Annotated in this window: 29 protein-coding genes; 18 read left to right on the plus strand and 11 right to left on the minus strand. The window is 66.3% G+C overall.

Annotation, left to right across the window (positions count from 1 at the left end):
* Nucleotides 1-61: 61 nt before the first annotated feature.
* Entirely contained in the window at nt 62-1054 is a 993-nt protein-coding gene (locus J2X92_RS15060) for a Bug family tripartite tricarboxylate transporter substrate binding protein (RefSeq protein WP_307576773.1), read from the minus strand.
* A gap of 41 nt (nt 1055-1095) precedes the next feature.
* The gene (locus J2X92_RS15065) at nt 1096-1536 is read right to left on the minus strand and encodes an OsmC family protein (RefSeq protein ID WP_093016004.1); all 441 of its coding nucleotides are present in this window, start codon (nt 1534-1536) and stop codon (nt 1096-1098) included.
* Nucleotides 1537-1762: 226 nt separating this feature from the next.
* Between J2X92_RS15065 and J2X92_RS15070 the strand changes: the two genes are divergently transcribed.
* Both J2X92_RS15070 and J2X92_RS15075 read left to right on the plus strand, forming a co-directional pair.
* On the plus strand, nt 1763-3463 hold the full coding sequence (locus J2X92_RS15070) for a long-chain fatty acid--CoA ligase (protein ID WP_307576774.1): 1701 nt from the start codon (nt 1763-1765) through the stop codon (nt 3461-3463).
* An 83-nt stretch (nt 3464-3546) separates the two neighbouring features.
* Nucleotides 3547-4065 carry a thermonuclease family protein gene (locus J2X92_RS15075; RefSeq protein WP_307576775.1) on the plus strand — a complete coding sequence of 173 codons (519 nt, stop codon included), beginning with the start codon at nt 3547-3549 and terminating at the stop codon, nt 4063-4065.
* A 40-nt stretch (nt 4066-4105) separates the two neighbouring features.
* On the opposite strand, the gene J2X92_RS15080 is transcribed toward J2X92_RS15075, so the two are convergent.
* A complete protein-coding gene (locus tag J2X92_RS15080; RefSeq protein WP_307576776.1) occupies nt 4106-5452 on the minus strand; it encodes an NAD(P)/FAD-dependent oxidoreductase in 1347 nt (448 codons plus the stop codon).
* Nucleotides 5453-5619: 167 nt separating this feature from the next.
* Here J2X92_RS15080 and egtB point away from each other — a divergent pair, with 167 nt between their 5' ends.
* From egtB to J2X92_RS15105, 5 genes are all read left to right on the plus strand, one after another.
* Nucleotides 5620-6870 (plus strand): ergothioneine biosynthesis protein EgtB, encoded by a 1251-nt coding sequence (gene egtB, locus J2X92_RS15085; RefSeq protein WP_307576777.1) that lies wholly within the window; start codon nt 5620-5622, stop codon nt 6868-6870.
* 3 nt (nt 6871-6873) lie between these two features.
* Entirely contained in the window at nt 6874-7878 is a 1005-nt protein-coding gene (gene egtD, locus J2X92_RS15090) for an L-histidine N(alpha)-methyltransferase (protein WP_307576778.1), read from the plus strand.
* Between the two features lie 672 nt (nt 7879-8550).
* Nucleotides 8551-8835 (plus strand): DUF427 domain-containing protein, encoded by a 285-nt coding sequence (locus J2X92_RS15095; RefSeq protein ID WP_307576779.1) that lies wholly within the window; start codon nt 8551-8553, stop codon nt 8833-8835.
* Nucleotides 8832-9581, plus strand: coding sequence for a 2OG-Fe dioxygenase family protein (locus J2X92_RS15100; RefSeq protein WP_307576780.1), 750 nt, complete (start codon nt 8832-8834; stop codon nt 9579-9581). Before J2X92_RS15095 ends, J2X92_RS15100 begins: the two co-directional genes overlap by 4 nt.
* Nucleotides 9582-9688: 107 nt before the next feature.
* Nucleotides 9689-10129, plus strand: a complete 441-nt coding sequence (locus J2X92_RS15105; RefSeq protein ID WP_055799091.1) for a universal stress protein — start codon at nt 9689-9691, stop codon at nt 10127-10129.
* Here J2X92_RS15105 and J2X92_RS15110 read toward each other — a convergent pair.
* Nucleotides 10116-10802, minus strand: coding sequence for an RluA family pseudouridine synthase (locus tag J2X92_RS15110; RefSeq protein WP_307576781.1), 687 nt, complete (start codon nt 10800-10802; stop codon nt 10116-10118). The two genes, J2X92_RS15105 and J2X92_RS15110, sit on opposite strands and share 14 nt — an antisense overlap.
* Before the next feature lie 66 nt (nt 10803-10868).
* On the opposite strand from J2X92_RS15110, the gene J2X92_RS15115 reads away from it, so the two are divergent.
* Nucleotides 10869-12143, plus strand: a complete 1275-nt coding sequence (locus J2X92_RS15115) for an MFS transporter (protein WP_307576782.1) — start codon at nt 10869-10871, stop codon at nt 12141-12143.
* Nucleotides 12144-12165: 22 nt separating this feature from the next.
* Here the strand turns inward: J2X92_RS15115 and J2X92_RS15120 are convergent, their stop codons facing one another.
* From J2X92_RS15120 to J2X92_RS15130, 3 genes are read right to left on the minus strand one after another with little or no spacing between them, the layout of a single operon-like run.
* Nucleotides 12166-12447 (minus strand): 2Fe-2S iron-sulfur cluster-binding protein, encoded by a 282-nt coding sequence (locus J2X92_RS15120; RefSeq protein ID WP_307576783.1) that lies wholly within the window; start codon nt 12445-12447, stop codon nt 12166-12168.
* On the minus strand, nt 12444-12755 hold the full coding sequence (locus tag J2X92_RS15125) for a VF530 family protein (RefSeq protein ID WP_307576784.1): 312 nt from the start codon (nt 12753-12755) through the stop codon (nt 12444-12446). The genes J2X92_RS15120 and J2X92_RS15125 overlap by 4 nt, the downstream gene beginning before the upstream one ends.
* Nucleotides 12752-12901, minus strand: coding sequence for a hypothetical protein (locus J2X92_RS15130; RefSeq protein ID WP_015866429.1), 150 nt, complete (start codon nt 12899-12901; stop codon nt 12752-12754). Before J2X92_RS15130 ends, J2X92_RS15125 begins: the two co-directional genes overlap by 4 nt.
* Nucleotides 12902-12994: 93 nt before the next feature.
* Between J2X92_RS15130 and J2X92_RS15135 the strand changes: the two genes are divergently transcribed.
* Together J2X92_RS15135 and J2X92_RS15140 are read left to right on the plus strand one after the other, a co-directional pair.
* The gene (locus J2X92_RS15135) at nt 12995-13513 is read left to right on the plus strand and encodes a GNAT family N-acetyltransferase (RefSeq protein ID WP_093016032.1); all 519 of its coding nucleotides are present in this window, start codon (nt 12995-12997) and stop codon (nt 13511-13513) included.
* A gap of 110 nt (nt 13514-13623) precedes the next feature.
* Nucleotides 13624-14532: a DUF808 domain-containing protein gene (locus J2X92_RS15140; RefSeq protein ID WP_307576785.1), complete on the plus strand. Its 909-nt coding sequence runs from the start codon at nt 13624-13626 to the stop codon at nt 14530-14532.
* A gap of 33 nt (nt 14533-14565) precedes the next feature.
* Here the strand turns inward: J2X92_RS15140 and J2X92_RS15145 are convergent, their stop codons facing one another.
* Nucleotides 14566-14769 (minus strand): hypothetical protein, encoded by a 204-nt coding sequence (locus J2X92_RS15145; RefSeq protein ID WP_307576786.1) that lies wholly within the window; start codon nt 14767-14769, stop codon nt 14566-14568.
* Nucleotides 14770-14803: 34 nt separating this feature from the next.
* On the minus strand, nt 14804-15991 hold the full coding sequence (locus tag J2X92_RS15150) for a lactonase family protein (protein WP_307576787.1): 1188 nt from the start codon (nt 15989-15991) through the stop codon (nt 14804-14806).
* A 110-nt stretch (nt 15992-16101) separates the two neighbouring features.
* Here J2X92_RS15150 and J2X92_RS15155 point away from each other — a divergent pair, with 110 nt between their 5' ends.
* The 3 genes from J2X92_RS15155 to J2X92_RS15165 are packed head-to-tail and all read left to right on the plus strand — an operon-like array spanning nt 16102 to nt 17716.
* Nucleotides 16102-16374: a DUF2164 domain-containing protein gene (locus J2X92_RS15155; RefSeq protein ID WP_307576788.1), complete on the plus strand. Its 273-nt coding sequence runs from the start codon at nt 16102-16104 to the stop codon at nt 16372-16374.
* A gap of 52 nt (nt 16375-16426) precedes the next feature.
* The gene (locus J2X92_RS15160) at nt 16427-16858 is read left to right on the plus strand and encodes a hypothetical protein (protein ID WP_307576789.1); all 432 of its coding nucleotides are present in this window, start codon (nt 16427-16429) and stop codon (nt 16856-16858) included.
* 60 nt (nt 16859-16918) lie between these two features.
* On the plus strand, nt 16919-17716 hold the full coding sequence (locus J2X92_RS15165) for an enoyl-CoA hydratase/isomerase family protein (protein WP_307576790.1): 798 nt from the start codon (nt 16919-16921) through the stop codon (nt 17714-17716).
* Here J2X92_RS15165 and J2X92_RS15170 read toward each other — a convergent pair whose 3' ends face one another.
* Nucleotides 17717-18373, minus strand: a complete 657-nt coding sequence (locus J2X92_RS15170) for a glutathione S-transferase (RefSeq protein ID WP_307576791.1) — start codon at nt 18371-18373, stop codon at nt 17717-17719.
* A 109-nt stretch (nt 18374-18482) separates the two neighbouring features.
* Here J2X92_RS15170 and zigA point away from each other — a divergent pair, with 109 nt between their 5' ends.
* A complete protein-coding gene (gene zigA / locus J2X92_RS15175; protein ID WP_307576792.1) occupies nt 18483-19676 on the plus strand; it encodes a zinc metallochaperone GTPase ZigA in 1194 nt (397 codons plus the stop codon).
* 9 nt (nt 19677-19685) lie between these two features.
* On the opposite strand, the gene J2X92_RS15180 is transcribed toward zigA, so the two are convergent.
* A complete protein-coding gene (locus J2X92_RS15180; protein WP_307576793.1) occupies nt 19686-20153 on the minus strand; it encodes a Fur family transcriptional regulator in 468 nt (155 codons plus the stop codon).
* Nucleotides 20154-20262: 109 nt separating this feature from the next.
* Here J2X92_RS15180 and J2X92_RS15185 point away from each other — a divergent pair, with 109 nt between their 5' ends.
* The 4 genes from J2X92_RS15185 (at nt 20263) to J2X92_RS15200 (ending at nt 23571) form a co-directional block, all read left to right on the plus strand.
* Nucleotides 20263-20928 (plus strand): alpha/beta hydrolase, encoded by a 666-nt coding sequence (locus tag J2X92_RS15185; RefSeq protein WP_307576794.1) that lies wholly within the window; start codon nt 20263-20265, stop codon nt 20926-20928.
* A gap of 47 nt (nt 20929-20975) precedes the next feature.
* Entirely contained in the window at nt 20976-21287 is a 312-nt protein-coding gene (locus J2X92_RS15190; RefSeq protein WP_307576795.1) for a putative quinol monooxygenase, read from the plus strand.
* Between the two features lie 160 nt (nt 21288-21447).
* Nucleotides 21448-23004 (plus strand): glutamate--cysteine ligase, encoded by a 1557-nt coding sequence (gene gshA / locus J2X92_RS15195; RefSeq protein ID WP_307576796.1) that lies wholly within the window; start codon nt 21448-21450, stop codon nt 23002-23004.
* A 186-nt stretch (nt 23005-23190) separates the two neighbouring features.
* The gene (locus tag J2X92_RS15200) at nt 23191-23571 is read left to right on the plus strand and encodes a response regulator transcription factor (protein WP_307576797.1); all 381 of its coding nucleotides are present in this window, start codon (nt 23191-23193) and stop codon (nt 23569-23571) included.
* Nucleotides 23572-23647: the final 76 nt, after the last annotated feature.

A 23647-nucleotide genomic window follows, 5' to 3' on the forward strand; every position in this document is an offset into this window, starting at 1 on the left:
CCGAAATGGGTTGGGTTGCGCACAAGCCGCCCAAAATGCGGGCGTCCGGTCACTCGTCCTTTTAGTCCATCCGTGCGCCTGAAGCCTTCACCGCCCTTTCCCACCGCGGCGTTTCCGTGGCCAGGAAGCGCGCGAACTCCTCGCTGCCCAGGAAGGCCGGGTCCGCGCCCTGGCTCACCATGCGCTCGCGCACCTCGGGGCTGGTCAGCACCTGCTTGAACGCATCGCTGAGCTTGGCGACCACGTCCTTGGGTGTGTCCTTGGGCGCAAGAAAGCCGTAGAAGCCCACCACCTCGAAGCCCTTGATGCCCGACTCGATGACAGTCGGCACGTCAGGGAGGGCGGGGTTGCGCTCGCGGCTGGTCACGGCCAGGGCGCGCACCTTGCCTTGCTTGTGGTAGTTGGCGGCTTGCGGAATCGATTCGGCCATGAACTGCACCTGCCCAGCCATCAGGTCGGTAAAGGCCGGTGCGCTGCCGCGGTAGGGAATGTGCACCATGAAGATGCCGGTCGCGGTCTTGAACATCTCTGGCACCAGGTGGCTGATGCCGCCATTGCCGGCCGAGCCGTAGTTGACCTGGCCCGGCCGCGCCCTGGCGTAGTCGACAAACTCCTTGAGGTTCTGTACTGGCAGCTTGGGCGTGACCAGCAGCGCCAGCGGTTGCATGGCGGTGCGTGCAATGGGCACGAAGTCGCGTTGCGTGTTGTAGGGCAACTTGCTGTAGAGCGCGCCGTTGATCACGGCCACGCCGGTATTGGCCAGCAGCAGGGTGTAGCCGTCGGCCGGGCTCTTGGCGACCGCATCGGCGCCCACCGAGCCGCCCGCGCCGGGTTTGTAGTCGACGATCAGCGGCTGGCCGAGCACGGCCTGCAGCTTGTCGGTCAAAAGGCGCGCATGCTGGTCGAGCGGGCCACCGGCAGGAAAGCCGATGACGACCTTGATGGGCTTGTCCGGGTAGGCGGCCTGGGCCAGGCCGCCCAAGCCGAAAGATGCGAACGACGCGATTGAAAAGGCCGCCAGGATGGCGGCGCGGACCGGTTGGCGGTGGGCCATGGATCGTCTCCTCTTGTAGTGGAGACGATCATAAGCAGCGCTCAGCCCGCGAGCGTGGCCTTCAACGTGATCTCCGGCACGCTGGCCAGCGCCTTCGACAACGGGCATCCGGCCTTGGCGGCGGCCGCGATCTGGTGGAACTTGGCTTCATCGAGCTTTGGCACGGCGGCGTCGAGCTCGAGCGCGATGCGGTCGATCTTGAAGCCTTCACCGTCCTTGGCCAGGCGCACAGCGGCCTTGGTGTCGATCCTGGTGGCGGTGAAGCCCTCTTTCTCGAGCGCGAAGGCAAAGGCCATCGTCAAGCAGGCCGCATGGGCCGCACCGACGATCTCCTCGGGGTTGGTGCCGCGCTTGTCATCCTCAAAGCGGCTTGCGAAGCCGTAGGGATAGTCCTTGAGGGCGCCGGTTTCGGTGCTGACCTGGCCTTTGCCGGTCTTGCCGGCGCCTTCCCAGTGAACGCTTGCGTGCTTGTCTGCTGGCATGAAATCTCTCCTTCATAGGGGTGACGGTGGGGGGAGCCGAAGGTTCGCGCGGAATGCCGCGCTTGTCTGTAGTCGCAAGGCGCGTGCGGTGCGGATCGCGGCGTTGAAACAAATGGGCGTCGCCAAGGTGACGGCTCCGGGGGCTTCCCCGATGGGAGCGGCGCACGGGTCGCCTTAGGCTGCGGACTGTTCCTTTTTCCCTCCCTTCGACCGACTGCCCCCGACCATGCAACAACGCCCGCACTACAAGTTCTGGCCCAAGCGCCTTCCGCATTCGATTACCGTGCCCGCAACCTCGCTCTGGCACAACCTCGCGACGTCGGCGGCGCGCTATCCGGACAAGGCAGCGCTGGTGTTCTTCGGCCGCGTGGTGAACTATCGCGATTTCGCAGAGCAGGCCGAGCGCCTGGCCGGCACGCTGCATGCGCTGGGCGTAAAGCGCGGCGACCGCGTGGTGCTGGACATGCAGAACTGCCCGCAGCTCGTGATTGCGCATTTCGCAATCCTGCGCGCCAATGCGGTGGTGGTGCCAGTCAACCCGATGAACCGGGCCGAAGAGCTCAAGCACTACATCGTCGACCCCGACGCCAAGGTAGCCATCACCACCGGCGACCTGGCTGGGGAGCTGGCCAGGGCCAGCAATGCGCTGCCGCCAGAGCAGCGGCTGTCGCACATCATCGTGACCCAGTTCACCGATGCCTTCGACGCCGACGCGACCGGCGACGACGCCCCCGCGCCGGCATGGAAGGAATGGCTCACCATGCGCCATCCCCTGCCCGAGCTGGCGGGCGGCAAGGCCATGGCGTGGACCGACGCGCTGGCCGCAGGCCATGCCGCGCCCGAGCACGTGGTGGGCGCCAACGACATGGCGCTGCTGCCCTACACCAGCGGCACCACCGGCCTGCCCAAGGGCTGCGTGCACCATCACTCGAGCCTCATGCACAACGCGGTGGCTGGTCAACTCTGGGGCCAGGCTACGTCGGAAGCGGTGGTGCTGGCCGTGGTGCCCATGTTCCACATCACGGGCGTGGTGAGCATGATGCACACCTCTATCGTCGCGGGGGGCACGCTGGTGATCATGCCGCGTTGGGACCGCGACGTGGCCGGGCGCCTCATCTCGCGCTGGAAGGTGACGAGCTGGACCAACATCCCGACCATGGTGATCGACCTCATGGCCAGCCCCCACTTCGCGAGCTACGACCTGTCGAGCATCACCCACATCGGCGGCGGCGGCGCCGCCATGCCGCAGGCCGTGGCGCAGCGCCTCTTCGAGCAATACGGCCTCAAGTACCAGGAGGGCTACGGCCTTACCGAAACGGCGGCGCCATCGCACACCAATCCGTCGGACAACCCCAAGCAGCAGTGCCTGGGCATTCCGTTCATGAGCACCGATGCGCGCGTGGTCGATCCCGATACGCTGGCCGAAATGCCCATCGGCGAATCGGGAGAAATCATCATCCACGGCCCCGAGGTGTTCCAGGGCTACTGGAAACGCCCCGATGCAACCCGTGCCGCTTTCGTCGAGTTCGAAGGCAAGCGCTTCTTCCGCTCGGGCGACATGGGCCGCATGGACGAGGACGGCTATTTCTTCATCACCGACCGGCTCAAGCGAATGATCAACGCGAGCGGCTTCAAGGTGTGGCCCGCCGAGGTCGAGCTGCTGATGTTCCGCCATCCCGCCATCCAGGAGGCCTGCGTCATCTCGACGAAGGACAGCTACCGCGGCGAATCGGTCAAGGCCGTGGTGGTGCTGCGCGCCACGCACAAGGACACCACCGAGCAGGACATCATCGACTGGTGCCGCGAGAACATGGCCGTCTACAAGATTCCGCGCAAGGTGCAGTTCGTCGATGCACTGCCCAAGAGTGGGAGCGGCAAGGTGATGTGGCGGTTGTTGCAGGAAGACGAGAACGGCGGCGCGGCGTAACAACGGGTTCGTGCCGCCGGGCCGCGGCACTTCGCACGGAGAATCCGTGGCTTTGGCCGCCACGGCTTTTCTTTCTCCGCTCCATGCACTTGCGCTTTCTCTCCGCCATCTGTTTTGCGCTTCTGCCCCTGCTGTCGCATGCCGCCCCTCGAACATGCCTCGTCGTCGGCATCAGCGACGGCGACACGCTCACAGCCCGATGCGGGCGCTTCGGTTCCTATGAAGAGGTCAAGGTGCGCATCGCCGCGATCGACGCACCTGAAAGATCGCAGCCTTATGGCCAACGCAGCCGGCAGGCGCTGAGCCGCCTCTGCTATTTCGAGCAGGCCGTGATCGCCGAGCGCGACACCGACCGCTATGGCCGCACGGTGGCCGACGTGAGCTGCAAGGGGCAGGACGCAGGCACCCACCTGGTCTCCGAAGGCTGGGCCTGGGTGTACGACTTCAACGGAATCGCCACGCGGCGCGGCGGCGGGTTGTTCAAGCTGCAGGACGGCGCGCGCGCGCAGCGCCTGGGGCTGTGGGCCAGTGCCAAGCCGACGCCGCCGTGGGAATGGCGGCGGCGTCAGCGCGAGAGCGATTCGAGCGAAGCTCTGTTCTGAGCCCTGCTGCGGCCACCCGCTCGCAGGTCATGCGCTATGGCTACGACTCGCTCCTGCCCTGCACGTCGGCCACCACGCGTGCGTTGCGCTGAAAGCTCCAATAGGCGCTGGCCCAGTCCATCATCACCACGATGCGGTTGCGGAAGCCGATCAAGAAGTACGCATGCGCGAACAGCCAGAAGAGCCATGCGAGCCGGCCGCTGAAGCGCAGCGGGCCGAAGGGCGTGCCCAGGTCCACCACGGCGGAGTTGCGGCCGATGGTGGCCAGGTTGCCGTAGTCGCGGTAGCGGAAGGGCACGGTCGGCTCGCCCTTGATGCGGCGCAAAATATTCGCGGCCGACGCGCGGCCCATCTGCTTGGCGCCGGGCGACACGCCGGGCACCGGCTTGGGCGGCTTGCCGGGCGCGTGGCTCAGGGCAGCCGCAAGATCGCCCACCACGCTGATCTCGGGATGGCCGGCCAGGCTCAGATCGGGTTCGACCTTGATGCGGCCGGCGCGGTCGCACTCGACACCGGTCGCTTCGCCCAGCATGCGGCCGAGCGGAGATGCCGCAACGCCCGCCGCCCACACCACGCAGCTGGTGTCGATGCGGTAGCTGGTGACCGGCGCGCCGTCCGCACCACCGCCTGACTGCACTTCGAGCCCGGTGGCGTCGATGGCGGTGACGCGTGCGTTGAGCCGCACCTCCACACCGAGTTTTTCCAGTTGATCAAGCGCCTTTTGGCTGAGGCTCTCGGGCATGGCCTGCAGCACGCGCGGCCCGCCTTCGATCAGCAGCACCTGCGCGCTGCCGGGATCGATGTGGCGGAACTCGCCGGAAAGCGTGTGCTTGGCAATTTCGGCCAGCGTGCCGGCCATTTCGACGCCGGTCGGCCCGGCGCCGATCACCGCGAAGGTGAGGAAAGCTCGGCGGCGCGCCGGGTCGGTGGCGGTCTCGGCCGCCTCGAACGACATCAGCACGCGGCGGCGGATCTCGAAGGCATCGGCCAGCGTCTTGAGGCCGGGCGCAACGGGCGCCCATTCGTCGTGGCCGAAATAGCTGTGCGTGGCGCCGGCCGCGACAACCAGGTGGTCGTACGGGACGCGGTTTCCGTTGGCCAAATGCACCGCTTGTGCCGAGGTATCGATGGCGCTCACTTCGCCGAGCAGCGTGGTGATGCGCGGCTGCTGGCGGAACAGGGTGCGCACGGGCGCTGCAATCGATGGTGCGGCCAGCCCGGCGGTCGCCACCTGGTAGAGCAGGGGCTGGAACAGGTGGTGGTTGGTCTTTTCGATCACCGTGACGTCGACGTCGGCACCCTCGAGCTTGCGGGCGGCTTCGAGTCCGCCGAATCCGCAGCCGACGATGACGACACGGGGGCGGACGGAGGCGTTGTTCGTTTGCATCGAGCGGATGATACGCAGGCGCCCTGCACGTCAGCCCATCTTGTGCCAAAGTGGCTCCCCCACCGATCGGGCGGGCCCCCGCAGCACAGGGCAGGGCGGGCACTTGTCCTACGTGATGCGGCAACACCGATCGGCTACAAATTGCGGTTGACCCGACTGGAGACACCATGACGCTTTCCCGGCCGATCACCCAGGCGGCAAGCGCACTGCGCGACAGGTTCCGCGAAGTGCGCGCCGCCAGCCTGGCACTCGCCGCGCCGCTCTCCGCCGAAGACCAATGCATCCAGTCGATGCCCGACGCGAGCCCGACCAAGTGGCACCTGGCCCACACCACGTGGTTTTTCGAGACCGTGCTGCTCCAGCCGCACGCCGCAGGCTACCGGCCGTTCGATACACGTTTTCATTACCTCTTCAATTCGTACTACGAGGCGCTCGGCCCGCGCCATCCACGGCCGCAGCGCGGGCTGCTCACGCGGCCCTCGGTAGACGAGGTGCATGCCTACCGCAGCCATGTCGACGAGGCCGTGCTGGCGCTGCTCGACAGCGACATCGTCGACCAGGATTGGGCCGCCATCGAGCCCATCGTCACGCTCGGCCTCAACCATGAGCAGCAGCACCAGGAACTCTTGCTCACCGACATTCTTCATGCGCTGTCATGCAACCCGCTGCTGCCGGCCTACAAGCCCGCCGCAGGGCCTGCGTTGCGGCTTGCTGCGGTGCCGCCCGCGATGCGCTGGCTTTCGCAGCCCGGCGGGATGGTGCAGGTGGGCCATGAAGGACAAGGCTTTGCCTTCGACAACGAAACGCCGCGCCATGCAGCGCTGCTGCAGCCCTACGCCATTGCCGACAGGCTGGTGAATTGCGGCGACTACGCGCAGTTCATTGCGGATGGCGGCTATCAGCGGCCGGAGCTCTGGCTCTCTGACGGGTGGGCTGCCGTGCAGGCGCAGGGTTGGCGGCACCCCGCGTACTGGATCGAGGCCAACGACCCGCGCCTCGGAAGCCAGCAGCAACAGAGCGGCTGGCAGGTCTTCGGCCTGCACGGCGTTCGGCCGATGGAAGCCGAGGCGCCGGTGTCGCAACTCAGCTTCTACGAAGCCGCCGCGTACGCCGAATGGGCCAGCGCGCGGCTGCCCACCGAGTTCGAATGGGAGGCCGCCTTCGACGCGCCCGGCATCTCGCAGATGAGCGGCCATGTCTGGCAGTGGACGCGGTCCTCCTACGATCCCTACCCCGGCTTCCGGCCCATGCCCGGCATCGCGGCCGAATACAACGGCAAGTTCATGGTGGGTCAACTGGTGTTGCGCGGTGGCAGCGTCGCCACCCCGGCCGGGCACACGCGGCCCAGCTACCGCAACTTCTTTCCGCCGGCCGCGCGCTGGCAGTTCTCGGGGCTGCGGCTCGCGAAAGACGTTTGAATCATGCGCAATCCAACTTCCTCGTCCTCCTTTTCGTTTGCCACCGCCGCCGCGCAGCAGCAGAAGCGCCAGCCCACTGCGCCGGTGCCGCTTTCCGAATTCGGCCGCGAGATGCAGGCTGGTCTTGCGCGCAGGCCGCGCCGGATTTCGCCCAAGTATTTTTATGACGCGGCGGGTTCGCAATTGTTCGACCGCATCTGCGAATTGCCCGAGTACTACCCCACGCGCACCGAGCTGCGCATCCTCGGCGAATGCGCCGGAGAGATCGCGGGGCAGATCGGTCCCGGTGCCGAGATCGTGGAGTTCGGCGCCGGCTCCCTCACCAAGGTGCGGCTGCTGCTCGATGCGCTCGAATCGCCCCGGCGCTACCTGCCCATCGACATTTCGGGCGAACACCTGGAGGCGGCCGCCGAGCGGCTGAAGGCCGACTACCCGCAACTCGCGGTGCAGCCGATCGCGGCTGACTACACGATGCCCCTGGTGCTGCCCGCGCCATTGCCGGGCGCGGGCAAGCGCGTCGGCTTTTTCCCGGGATCGACCATCGGAAACTTCGAGCCTGACGAGGCGCTGGCTTTTCTGCAGCTTGCGGCGCGGATGCTGCGCGGCGGAGGGCTCTTGATTGGCGTCGATCTGGTGAAGGATCCGGACCGGCTGCATGCGGCCTACAACGACGCGCAAGGCGTGACCGCCGCGTTCAACCTCAATCTGTTGCGGCGTGCGAATGCCGAGCTCGACACCGATTTCGACATCGACGGCTTTGCGCATGCGGCGTTCTACAACGCGCCGAAGCAGCGCATCGAGATGCATCTTGTGAGCCGGCGCGACCAGGCGGTTTCATTGAACGGTGAGCGGTTCGGCTTTGTCGAGGGTGAGACGATTCATACGGAGTACTCGCACAAGTTCACTGTGGAGGGGTTGCGGGCGCTGGCTGTGAAGGCGGGGTTTCGGCCTTTGGCGGTTTGGACGGATCCCGAGAGGCTTTTTAGTGTGCATTGGCTTGCGGCCTGATTTCTTCTTTTTTGGTTCCGAGGCCGGGACTCGCCCCGGCGGGCGACCTACTTTTCTTTGCTTCGCCAAAGAAACGTAGGCAAAAGAAAGGCGACCCCACTGTCTGCGACCCTTCGCTTCGCTGCGGGCAACCTGCGGTGCTCGGGTTTCGCGGGGTCTCGCAGAACTCGCTTCGCTCAAACAGCTGCGAGCCCTGATCCGCGAAACCCTGCGCTCCTCGGCGCATACAGAGGGGCGGGGGAACCACACGGGCCTTTGCTTCGCTCGGCCACCATGCCCCCGCGGCGCTGCGCGCCGCGGTGGTTGGTGACGTGGCCTTCGGTATTGGCTGTTGGGGCCGAGCGAGAGCGAAGGCTGCCCGCTCCCACCCCTTCTGTATGCGCCGAGGAGCGCAGATGCAGGCGGGATCAGGGCCACAGCTGTTTGAGCGAAGCGAGTTCTGCGGACCCCCGCCGGAGTCGAGCACCGCAGGTTGCCCGCAGCGAAGCGAAGGGACGCAGACAGTAGGGTCGCCTTTTCTTTGCTTACTTTCTTTTGGCGAAGCAAAAGAAATTGAGTCGCCCGCCGGGGCGACACCCGGCCTCGGGAAAACAATCAAGCCCACATATACCCGGACCAAAACCCACGCCAAAGGCAGAGGGCACAATATCCCTTCCCCGTGGAGAGCAAGACATGAAAGCAACCTGGAACGGCGTCACCATCGCCGAAAGCGACGACACCGTGCTCGTCGAAGGCAACCACTATTTCCCGATGAGCTCGCTCAACCGCGACCACGTCACCTTCAGCAACCACAAGACCACCTGTCACTGGAAGGGCACAGCCAGCTACTACTCGCTGCTGGTCAACGGTGAGCTCCACACCGACGCCGCCTGGTACTACGCCGATCCAAAGCCCGAAGCCGAGGAAATCCGCGACCGCGTGGCGTTCTGGAAAGACGTGAAAGTCAGCGCGTCGTGACCACGGCCGCGTTCGCACCGCCATTCATCGAGCCGGGCGAACTGCCGGCAGCTCTGCGCGAACAAGGCTATGCGGTGCTGAGCCCGCAAGGCGTGAGCGAATGGCTCGGCGTGCCGCTCGCGCAGCTCGAGGCGCTGCATGCCGATTGGAACGATCTTCCACCGGACGAATACCTGAAGGACGGCGGCCGCTACCGCACGCGGCGCCATGCGTGCTTTACGGTCGATGGCGAGTCGATCGCGCAGGTGCCGCACCGTGCGCACTGGCAGCCGGTCGAATACAACGCGCTGCATGGCGGCATGCAGCGCTGGTTCGCGCCTATGCATGAAGCCACCGTGGCGCAGCCGGTATGGCAGCGCCTGCTGCAACGCCTGGGCGAAGCGGCCAGTGGCATGCGCGGCACCAAGGCGCAGCCATGGTTCGTCGAAGCGCATCAGTTCCGCATCGACACGGCGGGCGGCATCGGCCGGCCCACGCCTGAAGGCGCGCACCGCGACGGTGTCGACCTGGTGGCGGTGGCGCTGGTCGGACGCAGCGGCGTCAAGGGCGGCGAGACACGCGTGTTCGAGGCCAACGGCCGGCGCGGCGAGCGCTTCACCATGACCGAGCCATGGACGCTGCTGCTGCTCGACGACGCACGCGTGATCCACGAGTCCACGCCCATCCAGCCGCTCGAAGAGGGTACCGCCGGCTGGCGCGATACCCTCGTCGTCACTTGCCGCGCTCAGGGTTTCCAGGGGGATTGAGCCCGCTGGCTTGAGTCCTACAGTCACGCCTCCGCGCAGGGGGTAAATTCGAGGGACGGTTCGGTTGCGAGCCGCGACTGTCCGCGAACGATAAAGTGAGGTCCGCCATGTTCAATCACATCCTGGTTCCGATCGACGGCTCCGAAACTTCCATGCTCGCGGTCAGCAAGGCGAGCGGCCTGGCGCTGGCGTTCGGGAGCCGGATTACGCTGATCCACGTGATCGACAACTATCCCTTCATCGGCGTGGGGGCGGACTACGCATTGGGCCAGAACGAGTACCTGGCGGCGGCCACTGCGAGCGCGAATGCGGCTTTGGCGCGCGGCGTTGCGGCGCTTGCCGCCGAAGGTCTGCACAGCGACCAGCGCGTGATCGACGGCCACGTGGTGCACGAAGGCATCGTCGACACCGCCATTGCCATCGCGGCCGACCTCATCGTCATGGGTTCGCATGGCCGCAGCGGCATCGAGAAGCTGCTGCTCGGCAGTGTCACGCAGCGCGTGCTGCAGGACGCGCCCATGCCCGTGCTGGTGGTCAAGGGCGGCTGAGCAGCAGCGCGAAGTCCGGAGGGCTTTCGAATCGAAGGGTCTGCTGCGTCGCCGGATGCACGAAACCCAGTTCGTTTGCATGCAGCAGCAAGCGCGGCGCACGCGCCTGAATCTCTTCACCGCCGTAGAGCGCATCACCCAGGATCGGATGGCCGATCGAGAGCAGATGCACGCGCAGCTGGTGCGAACGCCCCGTGAGCGGTTCCAGCAGCACGTGCGTGGCCGCGGCGGATTCTTCGCCTGGCGACCATGATTGCAATGACCTCCAGCGCGTGATGCTGGGCTTGCCCGCCGCATCGACCTTCTGCAGCGGGCGCCGCGGCCAGTCGGCCATCAGCGGTGCATCGATCACCGACCACTCATCTTTGACCGGCAGCACGCCATCGACAATGGCCTGGTAGCGCTTGTGCACGCGGCGTTCGGCAAAGGCGTCGCTGAGGGCACGCTGCATGGCGGCGCCGCGGGCCATCAGAACGAGTCCGCTCGTGGCCATGTCGAGCCGATGGACGATCAGCGCGTCGGGCCAACGCCTCATCGCGCGCGCGCTCAGGCAGTCCTGCTTGTCTTCGCCGCGTCCGGGCACGCAGAGCAGCCCGGCGGGCTTGTTGAGCACGAGCAGGTGAGCGTCCTGGTAAATCAGGTCGATGGAGTCGATGAAGGCGGTGTCCGGCATGGGTGACCGAGTGTAGAGAGCCCACGCTCATGCGCGGCTCATGGTGCCTCGGCTATCCTCGAACGAATGTCCGGCCCTGCCCCCGTCCCCGCGCCCGTCTCCCCGCCACCGAGCTTTTCCGACCTCACGCGTGAACGCCCGTTCATGCGGATGTGGGTGGCGCGCCTTTTCGGCACCGCGGCCTCGCAGATGCTCCTGGTGGCCATCGGCTGGCACATGTACGAGCTCACCAGCAGCGCATGGGACCTCGGGCTCGTGGGCCTCTACCAGTTCGTTCCCGCGCTGTTGCTGGCGCTCCTGGCGGGTCACGTGGTCGACCGCCATCACCGGGGCCGCATCGTGGCGGCCTGCTTTGCGGTGCAGGGGCTGGTGGCGCTGGTGCTGCTGTTCGCGGTGGTGCAGCGCTTCGACACGCGTGCACTGCTGCTGGGCCTCTCGCTGGTGCTGGGCGCGGTCCGGGCCTTCCAGATGCCGGCGCAGCAGGCGCTGACGCCGCTCCTGGTGCCGCCCACCATGCTGCCGCGCGCAATGGCCTTCAGCTCGGCCGGCATGCAAGGCGCAATCATCGGCGGGCCGGCCCTGGGGGGACTGCTTTTTGTGGCGGGCATGCAGGTGGTGTACGGCGCCAGCGTGCTGTGCTTTGGGGTGGCTTGTGCGCTCGTACTGCGGCTGCGCTATGCCCATGCACCGGCCGCGCGAGAACCGGTCACGCTGGCCACCGTGTTTGCCGGTGTCGATTTCATCTGGAAGCGCAAGCCCGTGCTCGGCGCCGTCTCGCTCGATCTTTTCGCGGTGCTCCTGGGCGGTGCGGTGGCGCTGCTTCCGATCTACGCCAAGGACATCCTGCACACGGGACCCTGGGGGCTCGGCCTGCTGCGCGGGGCGCCGGCGGTGGGTGCGCTGGTGATGTCGATCGCGCTCACGCGCCGGCCCATCGAGCGCAACATCGGCCGCACGCTGCTGCTGGCCGTCGGGCTCTTCGGGCTGTGCATGGTGGTGTTCGGAATTTCCCGCAGCTTCATCGTCTCGCTGATCGCGCTGGTGGTGTCGGGCGGCGCCGACATGGTCAACGTGGTGATCCGCCAGACCCTGGTCCAGCTCGAAACCCCGGACGCCATGCGCGGCCGCGTGAGCGCGGTCAATTCGATCTTCATCGGCGCCAGCAACCAGCTGGGCGAATTCGAATCGGGCGCTACCGCAGCGCTCCTGGGGCCGGTGGGTTCGGTGGTGGTGGGCGGCGTGGGCACCATGATGGTGGCGCTTGGCTGGTTCAAGCTGTTCCCGTCATTGGCGCAGCGCGACCGGCTGGTGGTCGCGATGCCGGCGGCGGCCATCAAGTAGGGCGAAGCGGCGCGAACTTTTTTCAGAAGATCGAGAACGCCTTGGGCGCATCGATCGTGACGTCGCCCTGCGCCTCGGCCACGCAGGGGAGGATCCAGCCCTCGGCTTTCTCGTCGGCGCTCAGGCCAGGCCATTCGACGACGTGGCGGATGGCGCCCGACACCAGCTGGCAGATGCAGGTGCGGCAGGTGCCGTTGCGGCAGGAGCTCGGCATCTCGATGCCGGCTGCCTCGGCTGATTTCAAAAGCGTGGTGCCAGCCTCGGCCTCGAAAGCCAGGCCCGACGGTTCGAGTCGAACCCTCATCGTTCTGGAGGCTGTTGCTGGTGTTGTTGCTCGCGGCGCTGTTCGCGCAGCATGAAGAGATAAAGGCTCTCGACCTTCTCGCGCGCCCAGGGCGTCTTGCGCAGGAACTTGAGGCTGGAACCCACACTCGGGTCGATCGCGAAGCAGCGGATGGGGACCAGCTCGCCGAGCCGCTCCCAGCCGTAGTAGTCGGCCAGCGCCGTGACGATGGCCTCCAGCGTGAGCCCGTGCAGCGGATTGCGGGGCTGGGCCGGCTTGGCGGCCGCCGGTGGCGGCACAGGCCCCGCTGGTGCCTCCTCGTCGGTCACTTGTTCTTGAGTTTGCCGCGCGGAATCACCGCCGTGGTGATCGTGCGGACGGGCTCGATGCCGCCGGTGCCTACCGGCTTGGGCGGTGAAGTGTCCTTCTTCGGTTTCTTGGCTTCCTTGTTTGCGCGCTGTTGACCTTTGGCCATATCGACTCCTTTTGATGCTGCGTATGCGGCGTAAGTAGCGGGCAGTTTAGCGGTGCGGCGACAATACGCGGTTCCATTTGATTTTCCGCATTCATGTCAGATTACGAAGTTCGCCCCGCCACCATGCGCGACGCCAAGGCCGTCGCCGAAGTCCACGCCCTGGCCGCCAAGGCTGCCTACGAAGGCATCCTGCCCGAAGAAGAGCTGCGCTTGCTGGCTCCCGCCTCGCGCGAAGCCAAGTGGCGCGAAGCCATCGAGTTCAGCGAGCCGCAGGTGCAGGTCGCGGTGCTGGACGGCGAAATCGTCGGCTTTGTCGGTTTCGACCGCTCGCGCGACCCCAAGACGCCGTCCACCACAGGCGAGATCTGGGCCATCTACGTCAAGCCCGAACACTGGGGCAAGGGCATTGGCGTGGCCCTTTGGGACGCCGCGCGTGAAGGCCTAGAGGAAGAAGGCTGCACCACCGTGACGGTGTGGGTGCCCATTCGCAACGACCGCGCCATGCGCTTCCACGAGCTTGCCGGCTTCAAGCGCGAAATGAAGACCGCCAAGACCACCGCGCTGGGCACCGTGCGGGTTGAAGAGATCCGCCTCAAACGCAGCGTCGCCTGACGCGTCCCCGCGGCCGGCCTGCCTTGGCGCGGCTGCGTACGGGTATTGCCGGCGCGGGCCGCGCTTGCGGCTAAGCTCGCCGGTTCTTTTTTCTCACACCGACCCTTGCCATGGCCACCAGCCTGCTTTTGCTGCTCGACGACATCGCAACCGTCCTGGACGACGTCTCGATACTCACCAAGGTTGCCGCCAAGAAGACCGCCGGCGTGCTGGGCGACGACCTTGCGCTCAATGCGCAGCAGGTCTCGGGCGTGAAGGCCGAGCGCGAAATCCCGGTGGTCTGGGCGGTGTGCAAGGGCTCCTTCATCAACAAGGCGATCCTGGTTCCGGCGGCGCTGGCCATCGGCACCTGGCTGCCCTGGCTGGTGACGCCGCTGCTCATGATCGGCGGCGCCTTTCTCTGCTTCGAAGGCTTCGAGAAGCTCGCGCACAAGTTCCTGCACAAGAAGGAGCACGAGGCCGATACCGCGCGCCACGAGCGCGCCGTGGCCGACGAGACCGTCGACGTGGTCGCGGTCGAGAAGGACAAGATCAAGGGCGCGGTGCGGACCGACTTCATCCTCTCGGCCGAAATCATCGCCATCACGCTGGGCACCGTGCAGGGCCAGTCATTCACCACGCAGCTCACGGTGCTTGCGGGGATTGCGCTGATCATGACCATCGGCGTCTACGGCCTGGTCGCCGGCATCGTGAAGCTCGACGACGCGGGCCTTTACCTGAGCCGGCAAGCCAGCAAGGCCGCGCAGGCTCTCGGCCGCGGCATTCTTGCCGCGGCGCCGTGGCTCATGAAAGGGCTGTCGGTGGCGGGCACCGCGGCCATGTTCCTGGTGGGCGGCGGCATCCTGGTGCACGGCGTGCCCGCGCTCGGCCATGCGGTCGAAGACTGGGCCAAGGCCGCCGGCGGCGTGGTCGGTGCGCTCGGGTCGATGGGGGTGAATGCAGGCATCGGCGTCGTGGCGGGCGCCATTGTGCTGGCCTGCGTTGAACTCGCCGGCAAGCTGCGCGGCAAGAAGGCCTGAGCCCTTGCGAGCCGCGGGCCGCTCCTGCGCCCGTTATTTGCCGCGTTTGAAAAGGCTGACCGCCACCAGCGCCACGCCCAGCGCCAGCGCGAACCATCCGACCAGATAGGCGCCGGCCACCATGTCGAACCAGCGCGTGCCTTGCAGGAAGCGCGGCGCCAGCAGAACGGCGGCACCGATCGCCAGGCAGAGAATGCCGCGTTCGAGCGTGCGGAGTTGTCGTTTGGGTTGCGCCATGGCTTCGCGGTTCAGTCAGGGTTGCGGGGTTTGTTCAGTGCGACATTGTCCCGCGCATCGCGGCCGGGTGTCCCTGCAGCTGGAATGATTTGCCCGTTGGCACCAGCGTGTCGCCGTCCAAGCGCAGGATCGTGATGTCCTGGTCGATGAAGTTGCCCACGTACAGGTATTTGCCGTCCGCGCTCCACACGGCTCCTTCGGGCAGGCCGCGCACCACCACCTCGTTGGCGCGTGTCACCTTCTTGCCGTCGATCTTGAGCAGCACCACGGACCCATTGCGGTTGTAGAAGTAGGCGTTCTTCGAGGCGTTGCTGCCGCGCAGCAGCACGGCCACCGCATGCCGGCCGGTCGGGCTCACCGCGAGGCCTTCGGGACCATCGCCCACCACCACCTTGTCGACCACACGCGGCGGCGTGGCCTCCAGATCGATCACGCTCACCGTGTCGATCTGCCCGTCCGATGCGCCCGAGTTGCCGTTGTCGGCCGTGAGCGCGAGCTTGCCGTCCGGCGTTACGTCCACGTTGTACGGCCAGAGACCGGCCGCAAGATCGACCTTGTTGTAGCTGACCTTCTCACCGTTCACCTCGAGCAGCGCGATCTTGTGGGTCGGGAACTTGGCCGCCAACGCGCGCTTGCCATCGGGCGTGAAGCGCACGTGCGCCACCGAATCATTCATGGCCACGGTGTCGATCAGCGTCACCTTCTTGCCCGCGATGCGCAGCACGCTGACCGAGTTGTCGGCGCGATTGGCCACCAGCGCAAGATCGCCCGCGCGGTTGATCGACAAACCCGAAGGCTGCTTGCCCACGGTGAGCGTGTCGATCAGCTTGGGCGGCGTGGTGGTCAGGTCGATCACGAAGAGGCGGTTGTCGGGCACCTGCTTGCGCACGCCGTTTTCTTCGACCACGTTGAGCGAGTTGGCCACCAGCGCCAGCGTTTCGCCCGGCGTGATCGCAAGGTTGACGGGCGGGCCGGCAATGGTGTTGTCGAGCTGCAGCGTGCCGACGAGCTTGGGTGAGAGTGGATCGGTGCCGATGTCCAGCACCTGCACCGTGTCTCGTCCCATCGGACCGAGGATCACGGCGCCGGCGTCGCTCCACGATTGCTTTTCGTCGTTGGCCACCAGCATCAACTGGCGCTGCGGCACGGTGGGGGTCAGGCTGGTGCAGCCCGCAAGGGCGGCCAATGCAAGAGCGGCCAGTGCAGCCGGATGGAATTTCATGAAGCGTTCTCCGTGTTGTAGGTCTTTGTGCTTCGGGCCGCGCGCGCCCGCAGCGCATGGTAGCGGCACAATGGATCGGACCCATTTCAAGGAACCGAAGAGCAGTCCGCATGACCATCGAAATTCCCAAGGAAGCACGCCAGCAGGCCATCGCCTCGATCGAGCGCTACTTCAACGAAAACATGGAAGAGAAGATCGGCAACATCGCGGCCGGCGCGCTGCTCGGCTTCTTTCTTGAAGAGGTCGGCCCGATCGTCTACAACAAGGCGGTGGCCGACGTGCAGGAGCGCCTGCAGTCGCGCATTTCGGAAGTCGATCTCGAAGTACATGAAGACGAATTCCAGTACTGGCGCAAGTTCGACCGATCGAAAAAAGCCAAATAGACGTCGCGCCCGCCACGAAAACATGCTTCCAGACGTTGCAAAATCCCAAGCCATGCAACCACACCGCCCGACCAACCCTTTTGCAGCTTCGCCCTCGCGGCTGCGCACCTTCGCAGCCGTGCCGCTGCTCATGCTGGCCGCATCCGTCGCCAGTGCCCAGCAGGCGCCCTCGGACTTTCCACTGGATTCCGTCGGCTACCTGAACGAGGAACTGCCCCGCATGGAGGCGGCCATTGCCGCCAGGGACCGCAGTTTCTTCCAGGGTGCGATGGCACGCACCGTGCAATTCTCGGAGCGCTGGGGCTTCAAGGCGCAGGCCAATCCCGATCTGGCGAAGTACCCGATGTGTACCGAGGCTGTGATGGACTACGTGGTGGTCGGCATGTGCAGGCTGAATCCCTCGAGCGACGGGTGCGAGCCGGGGCTGGCATCGCGCTTCGAGTCCAATGTGCAGCGCTGCCGCGAGGTTGCAGCGCGAAAATAGGCGGCCCGTCTTTCGACGCAAAAAGAAATCCTCGCACCTGCTGCGGGGTGGAGACACGCCATGGACTACACCCGCTACCAGACCCTTGCCATCACCCGCCGCGGCATCGGCGATGCGGTGCTCGACATCCAGATGCGCGCGACCAACGGCAAGCTCCCCACGGCGGGCCATGACGGCCATCGCGAACTGGCCGGGATCTGGCGCGACGTGTCGGCCGACGACACGGTGCGCTGTGCTGTGCTGAGGGGCGAAGGGCTGGGCTTTTCGGGCGGCGGCGACCTGGCCATGGTGCAGGACATGACCACCAATGACACAGTGCGCCAGCGCGTGTGGAAAGAAGCGCGCGACCTCGTCTACAACCTCATCAACTGCGACAAGCCCATCGTGAGCGCCATGCACGGCCCGGCCGTGGGCGCGGGGCTGGTGGCGGGGCTGCTGGCAGACATCTCCATTGCCAGCAAGGGCGCGAAGATCGTCGACGGCCATACGCGCCTGGGCGTGGCGGCCGGCGACCACGCGGCCATCGTCTGGCCGCTCTTGTGCGGCATGGCCAAGGCCAAGTACCACTTGCTGCTGTGCGAGCCGGTGAGCGGCGAAGAGGCTGAGCGCATAGGCCTGGTGTCGCTCGCGGTGGACGAGGCCGACCTGCTGCCGCGCGCTTACGAAGTGGCCGACCGGCTCGCGGCCGGGAGCCAGAGCGCGATCCGCCTCACCAAGTACGCGCTCAACAACTGGCTGCGCCAAGCCGGGCCGACCTTCGATGCTTCGCTGGCGCTCGAATTCATGGGTTTCGCGGGCGCCGACGTGCGCGAAGGCGTGGCCTCGCTGCGCGAGCGGCGGGCGCCGAACTTCGGCTGATCAGGCCGGCGGGTAGACGACGCCAATTTCGCCTGGCGTCCACTGCGCGTACTTCCACATTGCGCGTTCGAACAGCGGCGAAGCGGTCCAGCCCGCGAGCCAGGTGTGCAGCAAGGGCCAGGGCTGGCTTTTGAACCATGCGGGCTCGACCATTGCGAACTGCCGCACGAAGGGCATGACGGCCGCATCCGCCAGCGAGGCTCGCGCGCCGAAAAGCTGCCCCGAGCCGGCGAGCCGCGCCTCCAGATCCAACAGGAATCGGACGCCCGTCTCGCGCGCATCGGCGGACGAACCCTCGAATCGCGCCGGGTACTTGTAGCGGTCGAGCTGCGGCTTGAACCGGTCGTCGCACTCGGCCACGAGCGCGAGCATGTCTCCGAGCGTTCCAGCGTCGGGCTCCAGCCAGCACAACGGATCGTTGCGGCGCAGTGCCCAGAGCATGATGTCGAGACTCTGTTCCAGCACCGCGGCATTGGCCAGCACCAGCACGGGCACCGTGCCCTTGGACGAGGCCGCGAGCATTTCGGCCGGCTTGTTCTTCAGCACCACTTCGCGCAGTTCGCAGTGCTCGCCGCTGGCGGCCAATGCCAGGCGCGCACGCATCGCATAGGGGCAGCGGCGAAAGCTGTAGAGAACGGGAAGGGCGGTGTGTGGCATTGCGCACACGAGTCTATGCCGGCGGAGCAGCGGAAAGTCGGTTGCCATCAAATGCAACTTGGTTGCGTTGCTTTCTATAATGCAATTCTGTTGCATATAGGATCATTCCATGACCGACCGCCTTCCCGTCACCGTGTTGTCTGGCTTTCTAGGCGCCGGCAAGACCACGCTGCTGAACCACATCCTGCATAACCGCGAGGGCCGCCGCGTGGCGGTCATCGTCAACGACATGAGCGAGGTCAACATCGACGCGGCCCTGGTGCGGGACGGCGGCGCCGAGCTTTCGCGCACCGACGAGAAGCTGGTCGAGATGAGCAACGGCTGCATCTGCTGCACGCTGCGCGAAGACCTCCTCATAGAAGTCGGCCGGCTCGCGAAGGAAGGGCGCTTCGACCAGCTCGTGATCGAATCGACCGGCATTTCAGAGCCGCTGCCGGTGGCCGAGACCTTCACCTTCGCGGGCGAAGACGGCAAGAGCCTTGCCGACGTGGCGCGCCTGGACACCATGGTGACCGTGGTCGATGCCTTCAACTTCCTGCGCGACTACGGCTCGCCCGACAGCCTGGGCCAGCGCGGCCAGTCGCTCGGCGACGAGGACACCCGCACGGTGGTCGACCTGCTGATCGAGCAGGTCGAGTTCTGCGACGTGCTGGTGGTCAACAAGACAGACCTTGTCACGGCCGAAGAGCGCGAGCGGCTGATGGCGATTCTGCGCAGCCTCAACCCGCGTGCGCGCATCGAGACTTCGGAGTTCGGCCGCGTCGCGCTCGACCGTGTGCTCGACACGGGCCTGTTCGACTTCGAGCAGGCCGAACGCGCGCCCGGATGGCTGGCGGAACTGCGCGGCGAGCATGCGCCCGAGAGCGAGACCTACGGCATCGGCAGCTTCGTCTACCGCGCACGACTGCCGTTCCATCCCCAGCGCTTCTGGGACTTGGTGCAAAGCGAGTGGGAAGGCGTGGTGCGTTCCAAGGGGTTCTTCTGGCTCGCGAGCCGCGCCACACGGGCAGGCTCATGGTCGCAGGCCGGTGGTGCCTGCCGCTATGGCGTGGCGGGTTTGTGGTGGGCTGCCGTTCCACGCGAGCACTGGCCCGCCGATGAGGAAGCTCTGGAGGCCATTCGCAAGAACTGGGACCCGGCCACCGGCGACGCACGGCAGGAGCTCGTGCTGATCGGCATCGGCATGAACGAAGCCGCCCTGCGCGCGCGGCTCGATGCCTGCCTGCTGACTGAAAGCGAAATGCGCCACGGGGCGTCGTGGTGGACCAACTTGCCCGATCCTTTTCCGTCCTGGAACGTATAGCCCCGGGCTTCAGCCCCTGCATTCCCCGCAGGTGCCGTGCAGCGTGAGCGCGGTGTGGCGGGTGTCGATGCCCTGCTTGCGCAGTTCCCGGCCCAGCCGGCTCATTACCTTGGGCAGTTCGGGATCGGAGGGCAGCGCCAGCACCTTGTGGCACTGGTCGCATTCGAAGATGTTGCCCGACGCGGCTTCCACATGGCGCGAGAAGCGATTGACGCGGTCAGCGCCCACGCGCCGGTCGCACAGGCCCGCTTCGACCAGGCGATCGAGCACGCGGTAGATGGTCACGCGGTCAGGCGCCTCGCCGGCGGCGGCTGTGTAGGCGGCAACCACGTCGTCGTGCGTGAGCGGCTGGGTTGCGCGGGCCAACAGTTCCAGCACCGTTTGCGCGGCGCGCGTGACGCGCAGGCCGCTTTGCCGCAGCAGGGTTTCGCTGTCGGTCGGCGTGGCGGCGAGAGGGGGCTTCGGATGCAGGCTCATGGGTTCTTCGCGGAACCGCCATTGTGTTGCATTCCGTGAGACCGCGCCCTGGCCGGCCCGAATGCGCTAAGGTCTGGTTTTTCGCGTCTCTGAATACCTTCTACCGACCATGTCCCGCTCCCCGATCGAAATCGAAACCGCTCCCCATCCCACTGCCACGGTGATCGTGATGCACGGCCTGGGTGCCGATGGAAACGACTTCGTGCCGATTGCCAACGAACTCGATTTGTCGAACGTGGGCCCGGTCCGCTTCGTGTTTCCCAATGCCCCGGTGATCCCCGTCACCATTAACGGCGGCTACCAGATGCCGGCCTGGTACGACATTGCCGTGGCCGACCTGGCCGCGCGCGAGGACGAGGCGGGCCTGCGCCGTTCGCAGGCCACCATCGAGACGCTCATTGCCAACGAGAAGGCCCGCGGCATCGCGGCCGGCCGCATTGTGGTGGCAGGTTTTTCGCAAGGCTGCGCCATGGCGTTGATGACCGGTCTGCGCCATACCGAACGGCTGGCGGGCATCGTCGGCCTCTCTGGTTATTTGCCCATTGCAGCGACCACCGCGGCCGAGCGGCACGCGGCCAACCACGAGACCCCTGTCTTCCTGGCCCATGGCCGGCAAGATCCGGTGGTGCCGCTCGATCGGGCGCTGCAGTCGCGCGACGCGCTCATCGCGCTCGGCCATCCCGTCGAATGGCACGAGTACACGATGGCGCATTCGGTCTGCATGGAAGAAATTGCCGACCTGAACCGGTTTCTTCTGCGCGTGCTGGCGTCCTGACGCATCCGGCGCCTTCACGCATTTGCGAAAGAGAAGGAGAAGACAAGATGATCCTCGTCATCGGACACGCCATGGCGAAACCCGAAACCTTGCACGCGATGCTGGCCATCAGTGTGGAGCATGTGCTGCGTTCGCGCACTGAACCAGGCTGCATCTCGCACGAGGTCAGCGCCGACGTCCAGCAGCCGCTTCGGCTCAGCTTCGTCGAGCGCTGGAGCGACTTGGCGGCGCTGAAGGCGCATTTTCGCGTCGAGGCTTCGCGCGCGTTTGCCAAGGCATTGGCCGGCATGGCCGATGGCATGCCGCAGATGTCGGTCTACCAGTCGGAAGAGATCGACCTGGCGGCGGGGCGCGGCTGATCCTTTCGGCTTTGGATGAATTTGCAGGCGAATCCGATGGACTTTGCTATCAATACCGTAGCGCCGCGCAGCATAGCGGAAGCCGGGATTCCCTGCACCAGCAATGCCCGCGCCGCCGTGCTACCTTCCAGCCCCTCAGAGAACGACGGGTCATAACAATATGAGCATCAGATTGCAGGAGAGGTTGGGTTCACTCTCAACCGCGCGGTTGAAGGGAATGCGGCGCGGCATCGAGAAGGAAAGCCTGCGCGCGCTCCCCGACGGCAAGCTCGCGCTCACGCCGCACCCAATCGCGCTGGGCTCGGCGCTGACCCATCCGCACATCACCACCGACTTCAGCGAGTCGCAGCTCGAGCTCATCACGGGCGTGCATGCCGGAGTCGAATCGGCGCTCGAGGAACTGACCCGCGTGCACCAGTTCACCTACCGAGTGCTCGACTCTCTCGGCGACGAGCGGCTGTGGGTCTCCAGCATGCCCTGCGGCCTGCCGACCGACGAGACCATTCCGATCGGGCGCTACGGCTCCTCGAACGTCGGGCGCGCCAAGAGTGTCTACCGCATGGGCCTGAGCCACCGCTACGGCCGGCGCATGCAGACTATCTCGGGCATTCACTACAACTGGTCGCTGCCCGACGTGTCGAGCGAACAGTATTTCGCGCTCATTCGCAACTTTCGCCGCCACGCCTTCCTGCTGCTGTACCTGTTCGGCGCTTCGCCGGCGCTGTGTTCGAGCTTTGTCGCGGGCCGACCGCACGAGCTCCAGCCGCTGGGAGAAGGCAGCATGTTCATGCCGCATGGCACCTCGCTGCGCATGGGCCGGCTCGGCTACCAGAGCGACGCGCAGGCCTCGTTGGCCGTGAGCTACAACAGCCTCGATGGCTACGCCGCCTCGCTGCAGGACGCACTCACGCGGCCGTGGCCTGCCTACGAGGCCATCGGTATCCAGAACCTCGGCGGCGACTACAACCAGCTGGGCACCAGCCTGCTGCAGATCGAGAACGAGTTCTACGGCACCATCCGGCCCAAGCGCGTGATCAACCCCGGCGAGCGTCCGCTGCACGCACTGCGCGAACGCGGCGTCGAGTACGTCGAGGTGCGGCTGATGGACCTGGACCCCTTCGAGCCGGTGGGCATCAACGCCCAGACGATGCGCTTTCTCGACGTGTTCCTGCTGCAGTGCCTTTTGAGCGACAGCCCGGCCGACACGCCGCAGGAAATTGCCGAACTGGCCCACAACCAGCACCTCACCGCCGCACGCGGGCGCGAGCCGGGCCTGCAGCTGCTGCGCGGAGGCCGCGAAGTTGCGTTGATCGGCTGGGGCGTGGAGCTGGTCGAGCAATGCCTGCCTATTGCGGCCGCGCTCGATGCCGCGAACGGCGGCACGCAGCATGCCGATGCAGTGCGCGCAGCGCTTTCCGCCCTGCAGAACCCGGACAGCCTGCCTTCGGCGCGGGTGCTGTCCGCCATCGAGGAGCGGCACGGCAACTCGTTCACCGGCTTCGTGCGGGCGCAGTCGGAGCAGACCCGCGCCACACTGCTGGCGCTGCCGTTCTCGGCGGAGCAGCAGGCCGAGTTCGAGCGCATGACCGAGGAGTCGATCCAGGAGCAGAAGCGCATCGAGGCCGCCGACACGATGCCGTTCGAGATCTACCGCGAGCAGTACGTGTCGCCGGCCCGACTGGGGCTGGGCCGAGGCCGGATGGCCGTCGCGGCCTGAACTCCGGCTGTCCTACGCGTCTCACCGGCAGACTGCCGGCCCGACGACAGCGGCGGGGGCCGATGGCCTACAGGCATTGGCCGGCATGACCCACTGCGGGCGCTTCGGCGCCAGCGACCATGGGGCCATGCACCTCGTAAGCTCCTGTTTCTTGTTCCGGCCCGTGGTTTGGCCGGGAGTGTTGGTATGACTTTCAAGGCCTATCTCGTCGAGGACAGTGCCCTCATCCGTGAAAACCTCGTCGGGTTTCTTCACGACGTGGCCGATGCCGACGTGGTGGCCTGCGCCAGCAGCGAGGAAGAGGCGGTACGCTGGCTGCGCCAGCATCGCGACGACTGGGACCTGACCATCGTCGACCTGTTCCTGGCGCGAGGCAACGGCCTTGGCGTGATCAAGGCCTGCCGCAACCGCAAGGCCAAGCAGAAGGTGGTGGTGCTGAGCAACTACGCCACGGCCGACATGCGCCAGCGCTCCGAGCAACTGGGCGCCGATGCCTTCTTCGACAAGTCGGCCGAGCTCGATCAGCTGGTCGCGTACTGCGAAACCCTGCGTCACGCGCGCGACTGAGCTGGCGGCCGGCCCGCCGGGCCGCCGCGCTTTTCTGAGGTAAAACGCCTCGCGGCCGTCATGGGCCCGCACATTC

It is taken from the genome of Variovorax paradoxus (assembly GCF_030811855.1).
Classification (GTDB): Bacteria; Pseudomonadota; Gammaproteobacteria; order Burkholderiales; family Burkholderiaceae_C; genus Variovorax; species Variovorax paradoxus_L.

Coding starts and splice junctions, on each gene's coding strand:
- J2X92_RS15170 (WP_307576791.1), bottom strand. CDS start 18,373: ATGCCACACACCGCCCTTCCCGTTCTCTACAGCTTTCGCCGCTGCCCC.
- J2X92_RS15160 (WP_307576789.1), top strand. CDS start 16,427: ATGCAACCACACCGCCCGACCAACCCTTTTGCAGCTTCGCCCTCGCGG.
- J2X92_RS15180 (WP_307576793.1), bottom strand. CDS start 20,153: ATGAGCCTGCATCCGAAGCCCCCTCTCGCCGCCACGCCGACCGACAGC.
- J2X92_RS15080 (WP_307576776.1), bottom strand. CDS start 5,452: ATGCAAACGAACAACGCCTCCGTCCGCCCCCGTGTCGTCATCGTCGGC.
- J2X92_RS15140 (WP_307576785.1), top strand. CDS start 13,624: ATGGCCACCAGCCTGCTTTTGCTGCTCGACGACATCGCAACCGTCCTG.
- J2X92_RS15200 (WP_307576797.1), top strand. CDS start 23,191: ATGACTTTCAAGGCCTATCTCGTCGAGGACAGTGCCCTCATCCGTGAA.
- J2X92_RS15070 (WP_307576774.1), top strand. CDS start 1,763: ATGCAACAACGCCCGCACTACAAGTTCTGGCCCAAGCGCCTTCCGCAT.
- J2X92_RS15130 (WP_015866429.1), bottom strand. CDS start 12,901: ATGGCCAAAGGTCAACAGCGCGCAAACAAGGAAGCCAAGAAACCGAAG.
- zigA (WP_307576792.1), top strand. CDS start 18,483: ATGACCGACCGCCTTCCCGTCACCGTGTTGTCTGGCTTTCTAGGCGCC.
- J2X92_RS15135 (WP_093016032.1), top strand. CDS start 12,995: ATGTCAGATTACGAAGTTCGCCCCGCCACCATGCGCGACGCCAAGGCC.
- J2X92_RS15115 (WP_307576782.1), top strand. CDS start 10,869: ATGTCCGGCCCTGCCCCCGTCCCCGCGCCCGTCTCCCCGCCACCGAGC.
- J2X92_RS15150 (WP_307576787.1), bottom strand. CDS start 15,991: ATGAAATTCCATCCGGCTGCACTGGCCGCTCTTGCATTGGCCGCCCTT.
- J2X92_RS15075 (WP_307576775.1), top strand. CDS start 3,547: ATGCACTTGCGCTTTCTCTCCGCCATCTGTTTTGCGCTTCTGCCCCTG.
- J2X92_RS15155 (WP_307576788.1), top strand. CDS start 16,102: ATGACCATCGAAATTCCCAAGGAAGCACGCCAGCAGGCCATCGCCTCG.
- J2X92_RS15120 (WP_307576783.1), bottom strand. CDS start 12,447: ATGAGGGTTCGACTCGAACCGTCGGGCCTGGCTTTCGAGGCCGAGGCT.
- J2X92_RS15145 (WP_307576786.1), bottom strand. CDS start 14,769: ATGGCGCAACCCAAACGACAACTCCGCACGCTCGAACGCGGCATTCTC.
- gshA (WP_307576796.1), top strand. CDS start 21,448: ATGAGCATCAGATTGCAGGAGAGGTTGGGTTCACTCTCAACCGCGCGG.
- J2X92_RS15190 (WP_307576795.1), top strand. CDS start 20,976: ATGATCCTCGTCATCGGACACGCCATGGCGAAACCCGAAACCTTGCAC.
- J2X92_RS15185 (WP_307576794.1), top strand. CDS start 20,263: ATGTCCCGCTCCCCGATCGAAATCGAAACCGCTCCCCATCCCACTGCC.
- J2X92_RS15095 (WP_307576779.1), top strand. CDS start 8,551: ATGAAAGCAACCTGGAACGGCGTCACCATCGCCGAAAGCGACGACACC.
- J2X92_RS15065 (WP_093016004.1), bottom strand. CDS start 1,536: ATGCCAGCAGACAAGCACGCAAGCGTTCACTGGGAAGGCGCCGGCAAG.
- J2X92_RS15110 (WP_307576781.1), bottom strand. CDS start 10,802: ATGCCGGACACCGCCTTCATCGACTCCATCGACCTGATTTACCAGGAC.
- egtD (WP_307576778.1), top strand. CDS start 6,874: ATGCGCAATCCAACTTCCTCGTCCTCCTTTTCGTTTGCCACCGCCGCC.
- J2X92_RS15105 (WP_055799091.1), top strand. CDS start 9,689: ATGTTCAATCACATCCTGGTTCCGATCGACGGCTCCGAAACTTCCATG.
- J2X92_RS15165 (WP_307576790.1), top strand. CDS start 16,919: ATGGACTACACCCGCTACCAGACCCTTGCCATCACCCGCCGCGGCATC.
- egtB (WP_307576777.1), top strand. CDS start 5,620: ATGACGCTTTCCCGGCCGATCACCCAGGCGGCAAGCGCACTGCGCGAC.
- J2X92_RS15060 (WP_307576773.1), bottom strand. CDS start 1,054: ATGGCCCACCGCCAACCGGTCCGCGCCGCCATCCTGGCGGCCTTTTCA.